Source organism: Gelatiniphilus marinus, from assembly GCF_042684345.1.
Classification (GTDB): Bacteria; Bacteroidota; Bacteroidia; order Flavobacteriales; family Flavobacteriaceae; genus Gelatiniphilus; species Gelatiniphilus marinus.
Genome location: NZ_JBHULK010000003.1, coordinates 52,316 through 72,370 on the forward strand (window position 1 = coordinate 52,316; position 20,055 = coordinate 72,370).

Here is a 20,055-nt window from a genome sequence, read left to right on the forward strand (position 1 = left end):
TTTTAGTTATCGGTGCACACGGTACATTCAATTAAAATATTTTTAAACTCTCCAGTGGCTGTGGTAGTTTTTGTTCTGCTGTCGTTGGTGCATTCAAGATTAAAGTTGCCATCAACAACATAAATGTTTTTCCCGTAAGAAGGAGGTGCCAATCTAAAGCGTGTAATGGTAACTCCTCCAGAAAACCCTCGGTAACCTACATCGTTTATATTTAAAAAGAGTTCAACATTATTGTATTTCAACGTTTTGTTTTCGCTTAATTGGGCAAGATCTACGAAAACCAAAGAATAAAATAGGCTAATGGAGGCTGTGTTTTTATTAACACCAGAATCAATTGTACCTATGTAAGGTGTTGAGGAATTAGAATTAAAGGTGAAATTTTCAAAGGCATAAGTGCCGTTAAAATCGCCGTTTGATAGTGATAAATTTACCAGTGCATCCCCAATTGTATTATCGTTATCGGTTTCATCGCTTTTGCTGCAAGAGAAACATAAAATTAATATCAATAGTGTTAAAATTTTAGTTTTAAGAGACATCATTTTTTTAGGTTTAAAAAGTTTGTACCTGTACATCGGTAATAACCCAAAATGTCATCGGTTTATATTTGTTAAAAGCCTATTAAATGTATAGTCAATGTTTTGTTTTATTTTATGTTTTTTATTACAAAATATTTTTTAAACGATTTTTTTGCTACTTTTGCCGATTGTAATTATTGCCCCATCGAATGATACTACGTGTTTTTTTTAACCATAAACAATTTGCATTGCTTTATTTTATCGTGTTATCTATCGATATTTTTGTAAAGCTGTTTTGTTCTCAATTTCCTTACCGGTTTATGTCTAAACCATGGGTAACCTTAGTTTTGCTGTGCTATTTTTATTGCCATGTAATTAATAAAAGCGATAAAAAAAACAAAATGGTATTTTGGGCATTAGTGTCGTTTCTTTTAGGCGATTTAATTATCATTCTAAAAGGTGATAGCTTAGTTCTATTGGGCTTAACCATTCTGTTTTTTACAGCAGCTAAATTGTTTTTAAGTTTTAAATTCTCACATAGCAAGGATTTTAGTGTTTCAAGTTTAATTCCTTTTACTTCAGTTCTATTTATATATACGGTTTTTATGACCTGGTTTCTTTACGACCATCTAAACGATTTTTTTGTACCTGCATTGCTATCTTTTTTTACCTCTTTACTTATGCTCCAATTTGCTTTTTTAAGGCAAGTTGCATTTAATAAAAAGAGTTTTAAGTTTGTGTTTCTAGGTGTGCTTGCTTATGCTGTAAGCGAAGGCATGCAAGCAATACAATTGTTTAAAGGCATGTTCCCCATGCAGGAGTTTTTAAGCACACTTTTTTATGGGTCCGGACTATATGCCATAGTCTTTGGTCTTATTAACGAAAAAGAAATTGAACTGGCGCAAATACAAGACAGTTAATTTGCTAACCATAAGCCTATTTGTTAGCTTAAATTTAATAGATTTTACCATATAACATATTAATTGTAAATTTGCAGTCTTTTATTAAAAACCGCTTAAACAACAAGATTTTTATCTACATAAAAATCCAAACCAATACATGGAAAAGAAAGTCGCATTTTACACCTTGGGTTGTAAACTCAATTTTTCTGAAACATCAACTATTGCAAGAAACTTTAACGATGAAGGTTTCTGTCGTGTCGATTTTTCCGAACCGGCAGATATATATGTTATCAACACCTGTTCGGTTACCGAAAATGCAGACAAGCGTTTTAAAACCATTGTAAAACAAGCGCAAAAGGCAAACCCAAAGGCCTTTGTCGCTGCCGTAGGCTGTTATGCCCAACTTAAACCGCAAGAATTGGCCGATGTTAATGGTGTGGATTTGGTGCTTGGAGCGACCGAGAAATTCAAGATTACAGACTACCTAAACGATTTGTCTAAAAACGATTTTGGCGAAGTACACTCTTGCGAAATTGAAGATGCCGATTTTTACGTGGGCAGTTATTCAATAGGCGACAGAACACGTGCCTTTTTAAAAGTGCAGGACGGTTGCGACTACAAATGCACCTACTGTACCATACCTTTAGCCCGTGGTATTTCGCGAAGCGATGCTTTGGAAAATGTTTTAAAAAATGCCAAAGACATAGCCAAACAAAACATAAAGGAAATTGTTTTAACAGGGGTAAACATTGGCGATTACGGCAAAGGCGAATTTGGCAATAAAAAGCACGAACATACCTTTTTAGATTTAGTTACCGAGCTGGATAAAGTTGAAGGTATTGAGCGTTTGCGAATTTCGTCAATAGAACCTAATCTATTAAAGAACGAAACCATCGATTTGGTTTCAAAATCCAGGGCATTTGTACCACATTTCCATATCCCGCTGCAATCTGGCCATAACGAAATTCTTAAAAAAATGAAGCGCCGTTACTTGCGCGAACTTTATGTAGATCGCGTAGCTAAAATTAAAGAAGTGATGCCGCATGCTTGCATTGGTGTTGATGTAATTGTTGGTTTTCCGGGTGAAACAGACACACATTTTTTAGAAACCTATAATTTTTTAAGCACTTTGAATATCTCTTATTTACATGTGTTTACTTACTCTGAACGCGATAATACCGAAGCTGTGCAAATGGAAGGCGTTGTACCCACGAATGTAAGAAACAAGCGCAGTAAAATGCTACGGGGTTTATCGGTTAAAATGCGTCGAGCCTTTTACGAAAGCCAATTGGGAAGCAACAGAAAAGTGTTGTTTGAAAGCGAAAACAAAGCAGGTTATATTTATGGTTTTACCGAAAATTATGTAAAAGTAAAAACACCTTGGAACCCACAATTGGTAAATACGTTGCACGAGGTAGAGCTAACTAAAATTGATGAAGACGGTTTGGTAAGGTTCGATTTTAAAAAAGAACTTGCAATATAAAAAAAAATCTGAAGCCTAAACTTCAGATTTTATATTTTTACTAACTTCTCATATCCTAACGCCAACAGGCAGCATGCGTTTGTATTTTCTGTTGCCCCTCACAAACTTTGCAATTTCTGGGCTTGTAGGCACCACGCTTAAATTGCGTTCTTGGATCTGCTCAAAAACAAGCGCCAAAAATTCTTTTTTAAAGTTGTCGTCTTTTATGCCTTCAGGAATAATAAGCTTGGTTAAAAAAATCTTTCGTTCTTGTAAGGAATATTCAATTTTAGCTAAATGGTCATCAATTTTAATTTCATATTGACGCAAAAACTCATTGTCAATTAATTCTGCAGTTTCAACCATGATGAATTTTATTTTATTTCTTAAGGAATTCGTAAAATAGCAAGCACTATTTTATAACTTTGTGCAAAAATACGAAAAAAAACGTTACCCTCAACAAATATTAAAGTTAAAACCTTATGAATCAAGAGCTAATACCTGTATATTTTATGCCGGGAATGGCTGCAAGCCCCAAAATTTTCGAGCATATTAAACTGCCAGAAAACCGGTTTGAAATTCATAAATTAGAATGGATAATCCCTTTAGAAAACGAATCGTTAAACGACTATGCTTGGCGATTTTCAAAGGGTATTGAACACAATAATATAGTATTGCTCGGCGTATCTTTTGGAGGTGTATTGGCGCAAGAAATTAGTAAACATATCAAGGTTAAAAAACTCATTATTGTATCTAGTGTAAAATCGATGCACGAGTTGCCAAAACGCATGCTTATTACCAAAGCAACAAAAGCTTATAAGTTAATACCAACACAGCTTGCCAGCCATATAGATATTTTTTATAAACTCGCATTTGGTGGCAATGTTACAAAACGATTAGAGCTGTATAAAAAATATTTATCGGTTAATAACAGTACGTATTTAAGTTGGGCCATTAAAAATATGCTGTGCTGGAACCAAGAGAATCATGACCCAAATATAATACATATCCATGGCGATAACGATGCTGTATTCCCCATTAAAAATATCGCTAATTGCATTGTCGTAAAAGGCGGTACGCATATAATGATTATTAATAAATACAAATGGTTTAACGAAAATTTGCCACGCCTTATTTTAGAAAGCTAATCAAATTTTTTTTACCTTTAGAAAAACTTTTTAAAAATGAAGATTATACAGAAAACCTTAGCGTTTGTAGGATTATTAAGTTTATGCGGATTATTTATTTACGCCCTGCAAGATGCTCCAACAGACGAAAATTTTGAAACCAAACTAATAAACGATTATAATGTGTATGCACTTCAAGTGCCAGATGATTTGAATTTTGCCGGCGAGCCCGTGCCCTTGCAAAATCCAGATATTCTAGAGCGCATGGACAGGGAGTTGCTAGTTAATACCTATTGGCAGTCTAACGGTTTATTAATGTTTAAACGCGCCAAAAAATACTTCCCCATAATAGAGCCTATTTTGGCCAAAAATGGTGTTCCAGACGATTTTAAATACTTAGCAGTTATTGAAAGTGGATTAACAAATGCCGTATCGCCAGCAGGAGCACGTGGCGTTTGGCAAATTATGAAAGCCACAGGAAGAGAAAACGGACTAGAAATTAACACGAATGTTGACGAGCGGTATAACTTAGAAAAAGCCACCGAGGTAGCCTGTAAATATTTAAAAAAATCTAAAGAAAAATTAGGCTCTTGGACACTGGCTGCCGCTGCATATAATGGTGGAATCGCTGGTATTTCTAGGCGTTTAAAAGCACAAAACGTTAATGATTATTACGATTTACTATTGGGCGAAGAAACCGGGCGTTACCTTTTTAGAATTGTAGCTTTAAAAGAAATTTTATCCCATCCAGATAAATACGGATTTAATTTTAGAGAAAAAGATTTGTACAAAAATATACCAACCTACAAAGTAGAAGTTGATACGGCAGTTACCAATTTTGCTAAGTTTGCCCAAGGCTTTGGCATTAATTACAAAATACTTAAACTGCATAACCCTTGGTTACGCGAGCCACATTTGAACAATAAAAGCAGAAAATTTTACCTCATTGATATTCCTGAAGCCGGCTTTTACCAGACTGGTCCTTAAATGCTCGATTTTATAAAAGAAAACATTTGGTATTTACTCATTACAGTCAATTATATTTTAGCTATATCTGCTGTAATTACCATTTTTTTTAAACGCATAAATCCAACCAAAACGCTATCTTATATTATCGTTTTGGTTTTCTTCCCGTTTTTGGGCTTGCTGGTTTATTATCTTTTTGGACAAGAATATCGGAAAAATAAAATTTTTAGCAGAAAACATATTCTAAATAAAAGTGTAATAAAATCCATCAATAAGGAATTAGAGTTTAGCAAAGCGGAAATTAAAAAAGCAGACCACTATTTAAACGATAAAGTAAAACTTGTCAAGTTCCTTTATGAAAGTGATGAGGAGCCTTTAACTTTAAAAAATAAGATTACAATACTTAAAAATGGCGATGTTAAATTTAAGCATCTTTTAAACGATTTAAAAAAAGCCGAACATCATATCCATCTAGAATATTATATTGTTAAAGATGATGATATTGGAACGGAAGTATTAAATATGCTTTGCGAAAAAGCTAAAGCAGGCTTGAAAGTGAGATTGATTTACGACGATGTTGGTAGTAGCATATCAACCCAAATGAAACTAAAACTTTCTAATTCTGGTGTAAAGCACCATCCGTTTATGCCCGTTCTTTTTTCCAAATTCACAGGAAAAATGAATTACCGAAACCATCGGAAAATAGCTGTTATAGATGGTAAAATTGGTTATGTTGGTGGTATTAATATTGCAGACGAATATCTTAACGAAAACGACAGTGGCTGTTTTTGGCGCGACACCCATTTGCGTATCGAAGGTGAAGCCGTGAAATCATTGCAAATCCATTTTTTGTCCACTTGGGATTTTGTTTCGGATGAGAAATTGGCAGTTTATAAAACGTTTTTTCCAGAGGTTAAAATAGAAAATAACAACCTAGCATTACAAATTGCCGCGAGTGGACCAGATACCGATTGGGCAAATATTATGGAAGTTGTTTTTACAGCCATAGTTACTGCCAACGACTATGTTTATATTACAACACCTTATTTTGTGCCTAATGAGCAAATAATAACCGCTTTGCAAATAGCTGCCAAAAGTGGTATTGATGTGAGATTAATCATTCCCAAAAAATCAGACTCTTGGATTGTTAAGCACGCCTCAAACTCGTACTTGGACGCCTTATTAAAAGCCGGTATTAAAGTGTATAAATACAACAAGGGTTTTATTCATGCGAAAACCATGGTGGTTGACGATATATTTTCTACCGTTGGTACATCAAATATGGACTATCGTAGCTTTAATATAAACTTTGAAATTAATTCATTAATTTATGATGAAACACAAAGCAAAATCATAAAAAAGCACTTTTTAGAAGATATGGAAAATAGTGATGAGGTAAATTACAACACGTATTTAAAACGCTCAAATTTAGAAAAATTAAAAGAATCTTATTGCAGGCTGTGGTCTCCGCTTATTTAACCTCTGCGTTTCTGTGCTCTTAAAGAGCCACCAGCACCATAATGTTGGTTGGGGCCAGCAGCGCGCTTCATGTTTTGTTTCATCATTTTAATCTGGTCCGTTAGCATGCCTTGTTTGTCTAATTTTGAAGCTTCAGATAGTAATTTCTGGGCTTCATTTTTTCTGCGTTTAGAAAACGCGATGCCTGCTAAATTCAATTTAGCCATGGCCAAATCATGTTTCATAGATAACCCCAAAGAAATGGCCTTTTTAAAATACTTTTCGGCTTCGTTCATATTACTTTGAGAAACCATTATACCATGTAAATAGTTATAATAACCTTGTTGTTTTTTTACTAATGCAGACTCTGGGTTTTTAATTTTGTTCAGCCATTTTTTAGCACCATCAAAATCTTGTTTGCGCAGTCTTAAAAAAGCCAATAAAATAAATTCATTTTTAAAATATAGGAATATAAAAATTAACGATAATAGAATAAACATGATGCCATTACCAATATAACCCTCTGTAAATTGATATACGGCAAAGGCAATAATACCTGCAGCAATAATCAGTTTTATAATTTTATTGTACATAATACGTAATTTAAAATAAAGTTTAGATGCTTTTTTAGTTAAAAACAAGCTTTTGTTGCTGCAAAGAAACTAAAATTTTATTAAAAAATAGATACTCTTATTTAACAAAAAGTAGTAGTTATATCAAATAAATAAAGGCCTAACATGCGTTTTGCTTCAAAAAAAATAAATTAAAAAATATTTTAAAATAAGGTTTGCCAAAGTAATAAAGGCTTTGTATATTTGCCCTCGGTTTTTAAGAAGACCAAAAGTTAGAAAAATTACAATTCAGATTTTAAAGATTTAAGATAATGAGTAAAAGAACATTTCAGCCTTCTAAAAGAAAGAGAAAAAACAAACACGGTTTCAGGGAAAGAATGGCTTCTGCTAATGGCAGAAAAGTATTGGCGCGTAGAAGAGCTAAAGGAAGAAAAAAATTATCTGTGTCATCTGAAACTAGACATAAGAAATAATGATTAACAATTGTTGATAATTTAAAGGTGTTGCTTTACGGTAACGCCTTTTTTTATATCTGCTAAACAGTATTTTTGCAATACTTTTAAATATAACATCATACAATTAAAATGCCAAAAAACGAAACACTAAAATCTATTTTAATTATTGGCTCAGGACCTATTGTTATTGGGCAAGCATGCGAATTTGATTACTCAGGATCACAGGCTTTACGCTCGCTAAGAGAAGATGGTATAGAGACTATATTAATAAACTCCAACCCAGCAACAATTATGACAGACCCCTCTATGGCAGATCATATTTACTTGTTGCCCCTTACCACAAAATCGCTTATAAAAATACTTAAAGAACATCCGCAAATCGATGCTGTTTTACCAACAATGGGCGGGCAAACGGCATTGAATTTATGCATAGAGGCCGATGAAAAAGGCATCTGGGAAGATTTTGGAGTAGAGCTTATTGGTGTAGATATCAATGCCATAAACATTACCGAAGATAGAGAACAGTTTAGGGAGTTAATGCTTAAAATAGGAGTTCCTATGGCGCCTCAAGCCACGGCTACCTCGTATTTAAAAGGTAAAGAAATTGCCCAGGAATTTGGATTTCCATTAGTAATCAGGGCCTCTTATACCTTAGGAGGCGCAGGCGCATCTTTTGTGCATAAAGAAGAAGAGTTTGACGAATTGTTAACCCGTGGTTTAGAGATTTCCCCAATTCACGAAGTGATGATCGACAAAGCACTTATTGGTTGGAAAGAGTACGAATTAGAACTGCTTAGAGACGCCAACGATAACGTGGTTATAATCTGTTCTATCGAAAATATGGATCCCATGGGCATCCATACCGGAGATTCAATAACAGTTGCACCAGCCATGACTTTAAGTGATAAAACCTATCAAAAAATGCGTGATATGGCCATACACATGATGCGTAGTATTGGCGATTTTGCAGGTGGTTGTAATGTACAATTTGCAGTGTCTCCCGATGAAAACGAAGATATTATCGCCATAGAAATTAACCCACGTGTATCGCGGTCTTCTGCACTGGCGAGTAAAGCAACCGGATACCCTATTGCCAAAATTGCAACAAAACTGGCCATTGGCTATACTTTAGATGAATTAAGTAACCAAATAACCAAATCTACTTCGGCATTGTTCGAGCCCACTTTAGATTATGTAATAGTAAAAATACCGCGTTGGAATTTCGATAAATTTGAAGGCAGCGACCGTACTTTAGGACTACAGATGAAATCCGTAGGCGAGGTTATGGGCATTGGGCGTTCTTTTCAAGAGGCCTTGCACAAAGCAACCCAGTCGCTTGAAATTAAACGCAATGGGCTAGGTGCAGACGGAAAGGAAAATAAAAATTACGACCAGATTATCGAGAAATTAACCAACGCCTCATGGGATCGAGTTTTTATAATTTACGATGCCATTCGAATGGGTATTCCATTAAGTCGAATTCACGAGATTACAAAAATCGATATGTGGTTCTTAAAGCAATATGAAGAGCTGCATTTCATTAATAACGAAATTTCAAGCTTCACTATTGATACCATTGAAAAAGATTTGCTTCTCGAAGCCAAACAAAAAGGCTACGGCGACCGCCAGATTGCACACATGTTAGGGTGTCTAGAAAGTCAGGTTTACAACAAAAGAGAAACGCTTGGTATCAATCGGGTTTACAAATTGGTTGATACCTGTGCTGCCGAGTTTGAGGCCAAAACACCTTATTATTATTCTACTTTTGAAAGTGATATGGAAACGGCCGACGGAAATCGGTATGCCGATAACGAAAGTGTGGTAACCCACAGGAAAAAAATTATAGTTTTAGGTTCTGGACCCAACCGAATAGGGCAGGGCATCGAGTTCGATTACTGTTGTGTTCATGGGGTTTTGGCAGCTGCCGAATGTGGTTACGAAACCATAATGATTAACTGTAACCCAGAAACCGTCTCAACCGATTTTGATACGGCAGACAAGTTGTATTTCGAACCCGTTTTTTGGGAACATATTTACGATATTATTAAGCACGAAAAACCAGAAGGCGTTATTGTGCAGTTAGGTGGGCAAACAGCTTTAAAACTTGCTGAAAAGTTAACCAAATATGGTATAAAAATAATAGGAACCAGCTTCGAATCGTTAGATTTAGCTGAAGATAGAGGGCATTTCTCTAGATTGTTAAAAGAAAATAATATCCCTTATCCACAATTTGATATTGCAACAACTGCTGATGAAGCCGCAGCCATTGCCGATGTGCTGGATTTCCCGATTTTGGTACGTCCGTCTTATGTTTTGGGAGGCCAAGGCATGAAAATTGTAATCAACAAAGAAGAGCTGGAAAAACATGTGGTCGATTTGTTGGGCCGCATGCCAGGGAACCAGTTGCTCCTAGACCATTATTTAGATGGCGCCATAGAGGCCGAAGCCGATGCCATTTGCGATGGCGAAGATGTTTACATAATTGGTATTATGGAACATATAGAACCTTGCGGAATCCACTCGGGCGATAGTAACTCCACGCTTCCCCCATTTAATTTAGGAGAGTTTGTAATGCAACAAATAAAAGACCACACCAAAAAGATTGCTTTGGCATTAAACACGGTTGGTTTGATAAATATCCAGTTCGCCATTAAAGACGATACGGTTTACATTATTGAAGCTAACCCAAGAGCCTCTCGTACAGTGCCTTTTATTGCAAAAGCTTACGGCGAGCCGTATGTAAATTACGCAACCAAAGTAATGTTGGGCGAAAAGAAAATTAAAGATTTCGATTTTAAACCAAAATTAGAAGGCTATGCTATAAAACAGCCAGTATTTTCGTTTAACAAGTTCCCTAATGTAAACAAAAAACTAGGGCCAGAAATGAAAAGTACAGGCGAAAGTATTTTGTTTATAGATAGTTTAAAAGACGACCAATTTTACGATTTGTATTCAAGGCGTAAAATGTATTTAAGTAAATAATTAAAAAAACTTAAGTTTTCTGCCTACGGTACGCGTGCCCTAGTTTATCATAGCATTCGGTTGTTCGGGGTAATAAAGTATATTAGGCACTTCTTCAAAACAAAGACAATGAATGTACATTTTATTGCTATTGGCGGTTCTGCAATGCACAATCTTGCCATAGCATTACAGCATAAAGGATATACGGTAACAGGAAGCGACGATGTTATTTACGAACCCTCCAAATCAAGATTGCAAACCCAGGGCTTGTTACCAAAAACCATGGGGTGGTTTCCTGAAAAAATAACAACTCATTTAAACGCTATCGTTTTGGGCATGCATGCCAAAGCCGATAATCCAGAGCTGTTAAAAGCCCAAGAATTAGGTTTGAAAATTTACAGCTACCCCGAATTTTTGTATGAGCAATCTAAACACAAAACACGCGTTGTAATTGGCGGAAGCCACGGAAAAACCACCATAACATCCATGATTTTGCACGTTATGCATTATCACGATAAAGATGTAGATTATATGGTGGGCGCGCAACTAGATGGTTTCGATGTAATGGTAAAACTTACCGAAGACAACGATTTTATAGTTTTAGAAGGCGACGAGTATTTAAGCTCACCTATTGATAGACGACCAAAATTTCATCTTTACAAACCCAATATTGCTTTATTGAGCGGTATTGCTTGGGACCATATAAATGTGTTTCCAACTTTTGGTAACTATGTCGAGCAGTTTAGTATTTTTGTTGACTCGATTGTTAGTGGAGGTAGCATAAATTATAATGAAGAAGATGCCGAAGTAAAGCGGGTAGTTGAAGCTAGCGAAAACACCATACGCAAAATACCGTACCAAACCCCAAAATATAGCGTTAAAAACGGACAAACACTTTTAGAAACTCCAGAAGGCGATTTGCCTATAGAAGTTTTTGGCAAGCACAACCTTAACAATCTAGCCGGTGCAAAATGGATTTGCCAGCACATGGGTATAGACGAAGACGATTTTTACGAAGCTATCTCCACTTTTAAAGGTGCTAGTAAACGCCTTGAAAAAATAGCAGAAAGCAAAACCAGTGTGGCCTTTAAAGATTTTGCGCATTCGCCAAGCAAAGTAGAGGCCACAACCAAAGCCGTAAAAGAGCAATACGCAAACCGCCCATTAATTGCTTGTTTAGAGTTACACACTTACAGTAGTTTAAATGCTGAGTTTTTAAAACAATACAAAGGTGCTTTAAATGCTGCCGATGTTGCCGTGGTTTTTTATTCGCCAGATGCTGTTGAAATTAAAAAACTGGACGCCGTAACCCAACAGCAAATAGCCAATGCTTTTAAGCGCGACGATTTGATTATCTATACCAATCCAGACGATTTTAAAGGCTTTTTGTTTTCGCAAAACTTTGATAATAAAGCATTACTTTTAATGAGCTCGGGCGATTACGGTGGGTTGGATTTTGATGCGTTAAAAAAAGTGTTTGATTGATTTCCTTTTTTTTATTAACCAATTATAAAGCTGCCTTGTTGTTTTGTGTAAAGCTGTTGTGTGCGGTTATTTTATTTTTATTTTAACAATTTTTTTCGAACTGACAATGTACCCTATGTTTTCAGAAGGAAAACTGCTCTGGTTAAAACTGCCGGTTTCGACAATATTTTTATTTCCAGCCCAATTTTCACCTCCGTTAGTTGTATAAGAAATTGATCCGTAATCATAACCAAAATCTCCACCTGAGTAATTCCCTCTACCAACAGCAAAACCTAAGTTTTTTGTTTTAAAATTGATGTCAAAATGGTCTGTTGCGGAATTTATTAACTTGACCCAAGAATTACCAAAGTCGATAGATTTGAATATTGCATTGTTTGCAGATACATAGGCAATATTGTCTTGTGTAAGTGAAATACTTATTGTGCCAGATCCAGAAAGAGTAGAATTGATTTGCCATGAATTTCCACCATTTGTAGTTGAAAGAATTATTCCGCCATTACAAATAACCATACCATTTTGAGTTCCATTAAAATCAATTTTCCCCATGATACCTCCAGTATTGTCAAAGCTTTGTTCTTCCCAAGAAATTCCTCCGTTAGTGGTTCTAATAATAGATGAATTGCCAATAGCAAATCCAATAGAATTATTAACAAAGTGAACTGAATGTAGTTCTGTTTTCTTATTTAAATTTAAAGAAACCTTTTCCCAGGTAACGCCTCCATCTAAAGTTTTAAGCATTACGGCACTAAAGGGGTTACACCCATTTTCTAAACAATTACCTGCTGCTCCAACAACAAAACCTTTTTTGTTGTCAATAAAATCTATTCCAAAAAAATTAGTTTCAGTATTTGTTTCTAATTCAGACCAAGAAATACCACCATCAATAGTCTTTAAGAGTTTTCCTTTGTAACCCCCTACAAATCCAGTATTATTGTCAACAAAGTGAATTGTTCTGAGATTATAATTTTCATTTGGTTCGATAATTATTAATTCTAGACCATCAATCTCAGCAATGCTATTGTATATATTTGTTTCAATTTGATTTGTTTCTATAGATCCTTCTGAGCATCCTAGTATAGAAAAAGTAAAAATCCCTAATAAAGTTAATTTTCTCATGGCTTATTTATTTTTTAAAATACATTCAATTAGAATGTGTTTTTTCCATTTAAAGGCGTTACCAATTCATCTGTTTTGAGTTTATTGCAGCGCCATATTTTTCAGAAACAAATTGTATGCTAATAAGGTGTGTTTGCGCCGATAAACGAAGTTATCTTTTTTTTAATAAAGTCAAATCCGTATAAGCTTATTTTTCAGGTAATAACCAATTCTTTTCAACTACTTTTAAAATAAATTTTCACATCAGGCAACCTTTAGCATAACATTTGCGTCTTTATAAATAGAAGACCGCATAAAATCATTTTTTTTTTTGAAAGTTATCCAACTCCATAAAAACGAATCTAAGCTAATTAAAAGCGCTATTAAAAATAATCGTGAGGCACAACAGCTTTTGTTCGAGTGGCATGCCCCAAAAATGTTAAGCGTTTGCAGATACTACATAAAAGATATGCAAGATGCCGAAGAGGCGATGCTTAACGGGTTTTTTAAAGTGTTTTCAAAATTAAAGGAGTTTAAAAACGAAGGCAGTTTCGAGGGTTGGATTCGGCGGATTATGATTCGAGAATCGATTTCGTTTCTACGGCAAAAAAAAAACATTGAATTTCTAGTTGAAGATTTTGAGCACGAAAACAATTACACAAGCAACATTAAAACAAACATTGAAGTTGCCGAAATACAGCAACTTATAGACGCGCTTCCCGATGGCTATAAAATGGTATTTGTTTTGTATGCCATTGAGGGCTATAAGCACCGCGAAATCGCAAAACTGTTAAATATAAGCGAAGGGACATCGAAATCGCAACTGTTTAAAGCAAGAAAACTGCTGCAAGAAAAATTAAAAGAATTATATAAAACAACAAGCTATGGCTGTAAATAAATTTGAAAATAACATAAAGGATAAGCTTGAAAAAAGAACCCTAAAGCCATCGGCTGATGCGTGGAGTAAATTGTATTCTCGATTAGAAAATCAAGAAGAAAAACCGAGTAACAAATCGTTTTGGTGGTTGGGCATTGCAGCAAGTATTATTGGTGTTTTGCTGGTAGTTACTCAAGTTTTTAAGAATGAGCCACTTGAGCATCTTACACCGCAAATAGTGGTTACCCCAGAAGTTGTAACCCCAGATGAAACCCATACAACAGCTAATATTAATGTTAAAAATATAGAAGAAGCTTCAGAAGAAATCAAAATAAAAGAAGCTAAAAAGTCCAATCAAATTAAAAAAAAATCAACTGTAATCATACCAAATTTAACTAAAGAATCAATTCTTATAGCCAAAGAAAAAGCAATTACAACTATAAAAAAGGGAAATGCTGCTGAATCTGTTAAAATAGTTTCAGAAAATTCAGCATTCCAAAAACACAAAATACAGGAAATAATAGCTCAAGCCAATACCTTGAAAAACAACGAAAACCAAGTTGCAGAAAGCGAAATAGAAACCTTGTTAACCCAAGCACAAAAAGACATTACGCTAAAACGATTAAATAACGAAAACACTAAAAAAATTGATGCCCTGGTATTGCTTCAAGACGTTGAAGACGAGCTGGATCAATCTTTTAGAGAAAAAGTTTTTAAAGCATTAAAAGAAAATTTTATAACGGTAAAAACTGCCGTGGCGCAGCGTAATGATTAAAAAAAATCAATAAATAAATCAATATCCGTTATGGACAAAAAACGAACAGTTATGCAAACCATTACCAAGTATTTAACACTATTGGTGTTATGTTTTATTGTGCAATTAATCAATGCACAAGACCCCATTAAAAAACCAATTAACCATAAGCGCATTGAAGCTTTAAAGGCATTTAAAGAAACCATAAAACAGCAAGAAAAAGATTTTTTAAAAGCCGAGGTTGAAGTTATTAACAGCCAACTTAATAAAGGTGAAATTACAACTGAAACTGCAGAAAAACTAAAAAAAGAAGCTGCCGTAAAGCGGGCTTTAAATATTGAAAACCGCATTGCAATTGTAGATAATAAAATCTCGCTATACCAACGAAATATCTACCCAGAAAATAAAGATGCCGATGCCGAAAAAGAAAACAAGATTGGTTTAATGGTAAGTAACAGAACCTTTAGCATTAAAGGCAATAAAAGAGAACCAAAATACGATGTGCGAACATCAAACGATTTATTATTTGCCATGGGTTTTAATAACGCTATTATTGATGGCGAAAATTTAAGTGATTCGCCATATAAAAAAGGAGCTTCAACCTTTATTGAATTAGGATGGAACTGGAAGACAAGGCTGTTTAAAAACTCGCCCTTTGTAAAGTTTAAGTATGGTTTTTCTTTTCAATGGAATAAACTTAATTTGGACAGCAATGGGTATTTTGTGCAAAACGGAAACATAACAACTATCGAAACATTTACGGCAGCACTTAAAAAAGCTAAATTTAGAACCACAAATTTAGTGTTTCCCGTTCATTTTGAATTTGGCCCGTTAAAAAAAATAGAGCGGTCCGATGATAGGATTAGGTATATAAACAATCGTCAGTTTAAAATAGGGGTTGGGGCTTATGGCGGTGTTAATGTAGGCACGCTTCAAAAATTAAAATACAACGAAAACGGTGATAGGGTAAAGGAAAAAATAAAAAGAAATTACAATACCAGCGATTTTGTTTATGGTTTAAGCGGCTATATTGGTGTAGGGGATTTAGCGTTATACCTTAAGTACGATTTATCTCCCATTTTTAAAAACCAAGCTGTTAAGCAAAATAATGTGTCTTTAGGTATTCGGGTAGATTTAGATTAATATGCATATAATTAGGCGCCCGTTAAAACCCTGAGGCTTTACAAAGATTTTAAATTGAAAAACAACTCCGCTAATCGGCAAGCCAGAATATCTGTTTTTTATTATTTTGGTATCAGTACTGGTGCTTTTTAGCAGCTTACCCTTTTTTTTGGTTTTTTTACTATTCAGTTTAAAAAGAACCTAAACTAAATGTTTCGTTAACCTAAATTTACAAAAGTGTGCGCAACAATTAATGGAGTAATAAATATAACTTATCTTAGTGCCAATTAAAAATAATAGAGCTTATAATGTTGAATAAAAAACATGAATTAGGATTTTTTCCTACACCTTTAGAGCCAATGACTAATTTATCCAAAGCGTATCCTAATTACAATTTGTTTATCAAAAGAGACGATAATTCTGGGTTAGCCTCTGGTGGGAATAAAGTAAGGAAGCTTCAGTTTTTTATTTACGATGCGTTAAGTAAAGGTTGCGATACCATTATTACCGCTGGTGCTCAACAATCCAATCATTGTAGGCAAACGGTGGCGGCATGTGCAAAGGCAGGTTTAGAGTGCCATTTGTTATTGGGTGGCGATAAGCCGAAAAACTATAATGGTAACTTGCTTTTGTCGCATTTATTGGGAGCAAAAATTCATTTTACGGGAAACAACAGAAAAGGGGAGGATGCCCTAAAATTAAAGCAAGACTTACAAACAAAAAAACGAAAGGTTTACACAATTCCTTATGGTGGCTCTAACTTGCTAGGTGCTTTAGGTTTTGTAGATGCTGTTAAAGAATTAAAGAAACAGCTTATAGAGATGGATTTGAAAATAGATTATATATTTTTTGCATCGGGCTCTGGAGGTACTCAGGCAGGACTTAGATTGGGGGTAGATCTTTGTAATCTCGATATCAAGTTAATGCCCATAAGCATCGATAAAACAGGTATTGGAGACAAAACATTGGCCGAAGCCGTCTTAGAACTGCTGCAACAAGGCAAAACGGATTTGCATATTCAGAAAAAATACACTTTACAAGACGCTAAACTTATTAACGATTACAATAATGCCGGTTATGGAGTTATTACCCAAAATGAGAAAAAAGCCATAAACCAATTAGCACAAAAAGAAGGTATATTGCTAGATCCTGTTTATTCCGGTAGAGCTTTTTATGGCATGATGGACCATCTTGAAAATAACAAAATAAAGCAACATACAAATGTTCTCTTTTGGCATACCGGAGGTTTGCCTGCAAATTTTTATTATTCAGAAGCCCTTATATAATGCAATGCACCAAAAGAATAATTGTATAGCCTAATTTAAATAAAATCAATTTGTTAGGCACTGGTAGTCATTTGCTTATAAGAGGTGTTAGGTTTGTACTTTATACTGCGCTCAAGATAAACTAGATTCAAAACCTAACAGAAACTATATATCGTTCTAACAAGAAAATGTAATTTTTAAATCGAATTCAATTTATTTAGTGCTTTGCCGTTGGCATTAACCCGTTACTGTTTTTAAAAACACTTTTTTCTGCTTCAAAGTGCCCAAATGCATAACTATCTGGTTAAGCCATATTCTACAACTTCCAATTTGTTATAACCCGCGTTGCTTTTTTAAACATCTTTTTATCGTTAAGTAACCTTTGTTACCAACTACCCCCTTTTATCGTTCTATTTTTGCATTAGAAATAATTTAAAAATGAAAAAAACAATATACTCGATTCTACTTTTTAGTTTATTTGGACTGTACAATTTGCAAGCCCAAGACGTGGTTTTAATTTCAAAAACAGAAGTATGGTCTAAAGTGTCAAATAATAACACTTCTATTAAAATTTCTGAACAGGAATTCAAGCAAGCCAGAGCCGATTTTAGGCAAACAAACGCCATATTTTTGCCAAATATTACGGCAAGCCATACGGCCATTGCGACCACAAACCCTTTAATGGCTTTTGGCTCTAAATTAAATCAGGAAATTTTAACGCAAAACGATTTTAATCCTGCCTTATTGAATAATCCGTCGCAGATTGAAAACTACGCTACGAAATTCGAAATCCAGCAACCGCTAATTAACATCGATGGTATATATAAACGCAAAGCCGCCAAATCTAAAATGGAAGCGATGTCTTTAAAAACCGAGCGTACAGAAGATTATTTAGCCTTTGAAGTTAATAAAGCCTACATGCAATTACAATTGGCTTATAAGGCTGTTGAAGTTTTAGAAAAAGCTTTTAAAGCAGCCAATGCCAATAAAAAATTAGCAGATAATAGCTTAAAACAAGGTTTTTTACAACGGGCCGATGTCTTAAATGTTGAAGTACGGGTAACCGAGGTTCAAAACCAATTACAAGCAGCAAAAAGTAATGTGCAAAATGCTTCAAATTACTTGTCTTTCCTAATGAATGATGATACCTATGTCGTTTACAAACCATCAGATGAATTAGCGGTGGCAAGCCTAACCATAGAAGCGCAAAATATATCTGAAAACCGTGCAGACATTAAAGCTATGAAATTGGCCAGCAATGCTTTTGAAGCTATGAATAAAGCCGATAAAATGTCCTTTTTACCAACATTGAATGCCTTTGGTAGTTATGAGCTATACGACGACCAAGTTTTTCAAGGCGATGCCAATGGTTATCTGTTTGGTGCGCAATTAAGTTGGGATATTTTTAAAGGCTCAAAACGTTTTGGTAAAGCACAAAAAAGTAAGGCCGAATTTGAACAATCTAAATTAGAGTACCACCAATACGTATCGCAAAGTAATTTAGAATTAAATAAAGCCAAACGCGCTTTTATAGATGCTGAAAACAAATTAAAGTTAAACACTTTGGCTTTAGAACAATCTGAAGAATCTTTAAGAATTAGAACCAATAGGTTTAAAGAAGGTTTAGAAAAAACATCAGATTTATTAACAGCAGAAACCCAATACGCACAAAAAGAGTTAGAATATTATCAAACCATTTTTGAACATAATTATGCGCAAGCTTATTTACAATTTTTAACAAAAGAGTAACATAGAATTAAGATAAAAAATCAAGACAAAATACTCGAAAATTCGAGGCTTTAAAACCAATACAATGAAAAAATACCTATACCTATTTACACTAACTACAGCTTTATTATTTCTTACCAGTTGTGGTAGCGAAGACCAAAAAGCAGTTGATAATGGCCCAACAATTCCTGTAAAAGTCAATCAAGTACAAGCTAATGGCAACAGTCCGTTTTTATCTGTAAGCGGTAAAATTCAAGCTGCTAATAGTGCCGATTTAAGCACTAGAATGATGGGTTACGTTAATAAAGTACACGTTAATGTTGGCGATAAAGTGCGTAAAGGCCAATTGTTAGTATCGATTAACAATGCCGATTTACAAGCGAAACGCGCCCAAGTAAATGCCGGAATTACCGAAGCCACCGTAGCCTTTAACAATGCTGAAAAAGATTATAAACGTTTTCAAAATTTATTCGCAGATAATAGTGCCTCGCAAAAAGAAATGGACGATATGACGGCACATTACAAAATGGCAAAAGCACGTTTAGAATCTGCCACCCAAATGAAAAACGAAGTTAACGCCCAGTTTGCTTATAGTAATATTACAGCGCCTTTTAACGGCATTGTAACCAGCAAAAACGTTGAAGAAGGGAATATGGCAAATCCAGGAGTCCCTTTAATAAGCATAGAAACACCAGGAGATTTTGAAGTTATGGCTATGGTGCCAGAATCGGAAATCTCAGATATTAAAAAAGGTACATCGGTAGATGTTGTGGTAAAAGCCATCAATAAAACTCTAAAAGGAAAAGTTACCGAAGTGAGTACTTCTGCTAAAAACACAGGAGGACAATATCTGGTGAAAATTGATTTAGATAATACAGAAGCAAATATTCTGTCTGGTATGTTTACAACCGTTCAATTTCCTGTAGAAAGAAAAGCGAAATCTACCATGGTTTTAATTCCAACAGAAGCCCTTGTAACCAACGGTCAACTTTCTGGAGTTTATACCGTAAGCCAGAGCAACACAGCAATTTTACGTTGGTTGCGTTTAGGTAGAACTTTTGGAGATCAAGTAGAAGTATTATCGGGTTTAAATGCAGATGAAGCTTATATAGTTTCCGCTGAAGGGAAGCTTTATAATGGTGTTAAAATTTCAATTCAATAACTATAAAGCCGCGTTAAGGACCTGCCTGCCGGCAGGTAGTAGTGAAAATCCTTTTTTTGCTGCCATATATGGCAAAAAAAGATTGTAACGAATAGCCTGTTAAAACGCCCAAAAAATAAAGATTACCTCCTTCGAGGTAGAATAAAAAA

The 20,055-nt window shown here is 34.8% G+C and carries 18 protein-coding genes; 14 read left to right on the forward strand and 4 right to left on the reverse strand.

All coding sequences use genetic code 11. The annotated features are described in order from the left end of the window. Positions 1-2 precede the first annotated feature (2 nt). The gene (locus ACFSQS_RS09010) at positions 3-539 is read right to left on the reverse strand and encodes a hypothetical protein (RefSeq protein ID WP_388017378.1); all 537 of its coding nucleotides are present in this window, start codon (positions 537-539) and stop codon (positions 3-5) included. A 296-nt stretch (positions 540-835) separates the two neighbouring features. On the opposite strand from ACFSQS_RS09010, the gene ACFSQS_RS09015 reads away from it, so the two are divergent. Together ACFSQS_RS09015 and mtaB are read left to right on the forward strand one after the other, a co-directional pair. Then, on the forward strand, positions 836-1,435 hold the full coding sequence (locus ACFSQS_RS09015; protein WP_388017381.1) for a lysoplasmalogenase family protein: 600 nt from the start codon (positions 836-838) through the stop codon (positions 1,433-1,435). 139 nt (positions 1,436-1,574) lie between these two features. Continuing rightward, positions 1,575-2,900, forward strand: coding sequence for a tRNA (N(6)-L-threonylcarbamoyladenosine(37)-C(2))-methylthiotransferase MtaB (gene mtaB, locus ACFSQS_RS09020; protein ID WP_388017384.1), 1,326 nt, complete (start codon positions 1,575-1,577; stop codon positions 2,898-2,900). 48 nt (positions 2,901-2,948) lie between these two features. Here mtaB and ACFSQS_RS09025 read toward each other — a convergent pair whose 3' ends face one another. After that, the gene (locus tag ACFSQS_RS09025) at positions 2,949-3,245 is read right to left on the reverse strand and encodes an N-acetyltransferase (RefSeq protein ID WP_388017387.1); all 297 of its coding nucleotides are present in this window, start codon (positions 3,243-3,245) and stop codon (positions 2,949-2,951) included. A gap of 116 nt (positions 3,246-3,361) precedes the next feature. On the opposite strand from ACFSQS_RS09025, the gene ACFSQS_RS09030 reads away from it, so the two are divergent. From ACFSQS_RS09030 to cls, 3 genes are read left to right on the forward strand one after another with little or no spacing between them, the layout of a single operon-like run. Next, positions 3,362-4,027: an alpha/beta hydrolase gene (locus ACFSQS_RS09030; protein ID WP_388017390.1), complete on the forward strand. Its 666-nt coding sequence runs from the start codon at positions 3,362-3,364 to the stop codon at positions 4,025-4,027. 36 nt (positions 4,028-4,063) lie between these two features. Further along, a complete protein-coding gene (locus tag ACFSQS_RS09035; RefSeq protein WP_388017393.1) occupies positions 4,064-4,993 on the forward strand; it encodes a lytic transglycosylase domain-containing protein in 930 nt (309 codons plus the stop codon). After that, positions 4,994-6,451 (forward strand): cardiolipin synthase, encoded by a 1,458-nt coding sequence (cls, locus tag ACFSQS_RS09040; RefSeq protein WP_388017396.1) that lies wholly within the window; start codon positions 4,994-4,996, stop codon positions 6,449-6,451. On the opposite strand, the gene ACFSQS_RS09045 is transcribed toward cls, so the two are convergent. Further along, positions 6,448-7,023 carry a DUF2892 domain-containing protein gene (locus ACFSQS_RS09045; protein WP_388017405.1) on the reverse strand — a complete coding sequence of 192 codons (576 nt, stop codon included), beginning with the start codon at positions 7,021-7,023 and terminating at the stop codon, positions 6,448-6,450. The genes cls and ACFSQS_RS09045 overlap by 4 nt on opposite strands. A gap of 290 nt (positions 7,024-7,313) precedes the next feature. Here ACFSQS_RS09045 and rpmH point away from each other — a divergent pair, with 290 nt between their 5' ends. The 3 genes from rpmH (at position 7,314) to ACFSQS_RS09060 (ending at position 11,903) form a co-directional block, all read left to right on the forward strand. Further along, the gene (gene rpmH / locus ACFSQS_RS09050; RefSeq protein ID WP_066436469.1) at positions 7,314-7,475 is read left to right on the forward strand and encodes a 50S ribosomal protein L34; all 162 of its coding nucleotides are present in this window, start codon (positions 7,314-7,316) and stop codon (positions 7,473-7,475) included. Between the two features lie 111 nt (positions 7,476-7,586). Continuing rightward, a complete protein-coding gene (gene carB, locus ACFSQS_RS09055; RefSeq protein ID WP_388017409.1) occupies positions 7,587-10,439 on the forward strand; it encodes a carbamoyl-phosphate synthase large subunit in 2,853 nt (950 codons plus the stop codon). A gap of 108 nt (positions 10,440-10,547) precedes the next feature. Then, on the forward strand, positions 10,548-11,903 hold the full coding sequence (locus ACFSQS_RS09060) for a UDP-N-acetylmuramate--L-alanine ligase (RefSeq protein ID WP_388017412.1): 1,356 nt from the start codon (positions 10,548-10,550) through the stop codon (positions 11,901-11,903). A 66-nt stretch (positions 11,904-11,969) separates the two neighbouring features. On the opposite strand, the gene ACFSQS_RS09065 is transcribed toward ACFSQS_RS09060, so the two are convergent. Continuing rightward, positions 11,970-13,019, reverse strand: a complete 1,050-nt coding sequence (locus tag ACFSQS_RS09065; protein WP_388017415.1) for a WD40/YVTN/BNR-like repeat-containing protein — start codon at positions 13,017-13,019, stop codon at positions 11,970-11,972. A 310-nt stretch (positions 13,020-13,329) separates the two neighbouring features. Here ACFSQS_RS09065 and ACFSQS_RS09070 point away from each other — a divergent pair, with 310 nt between their 5' ends. The 6 genes from ACFSQS_RS09070 (at position 13,330) to ACFSQS_RS09095 (ending at position 19,906) form a co-directional block, all read left to right on the forward strand. Further along, entirely contained in the window at positions 13,330-13,896 is a 567-nt protein-coding gene (locus tag ACFSQS_RS09070) for an RNA polymerase sigma factor (RefSeq protein WP_388017418.1), read from the forward strand. Then, positions 13,883-14,650: a hypothetical protein gene (locus ACFSQS_RS09075; RefSeq protein WP_388017421.1), complete on the forward strand. Its 768-nt coding sequence runs from the start codon at positions 13,883-13,885 to the stop codon at positions 14,648-14,650. The genes ACFSQS_RS09070 and ACFSQS_RS09075 overlap by 14 nt, the downstream gene beginning before the upstream one ends. A gap of 30 nt (positions 14,651-14,680) precedes the next feature. Continuing rightward, positions 14,681-15,772: a hypothetical protein gene (locus tag ACFSQS_RS09080; RefSeq protein WP_388017424.1), complete on the forward strand. Its 1,092-nt coding sequence runs from the start codon at positions 14,681-14,683 to the stop codon at positions 15,770-15,772. Positions 15,773-16,059: 287 nt separating this feature from the next. Next, the gene (locus ACFSQS_RS09085) at positions 16,060-17,037 is read left to right on the forward strand and encodes a D-cysteine desulfhydrase family protein (protein WP_388017427.1); all 978 of its coding nucleotides are present in this window, start codon (positions 16,060-16,062) and stop codon (positions 17,035-17,037) included. Positions 17,038-17,454: 417 nt separating this feature from the next. Beyond that, entirely contained in the window at positions 17,455-18,765 is a 1,311-nt protein-coding gene (locus ACFSQS_RS09090) for a TolC family protein (RefSeq protein ID WP_388017430.1), read from the forward strand. A gap of 64 nt (positions 18,766-18,829) precedes the next feature. Beyond that, positions 18,830-19,906: an efflux RND transporter periplasmic adaptor subunit gene (locus ACFSQS_RS09095; RefSeq protein WP_388017433.1), complete on the forward strand. Its 1,077-nt coding sequence runs from the start codon at positions 18,830-18,832 to the stop codon at positions 19,904-19,906. Positions 19,907-20,055 lie beyond the last annotated feature (149 nt).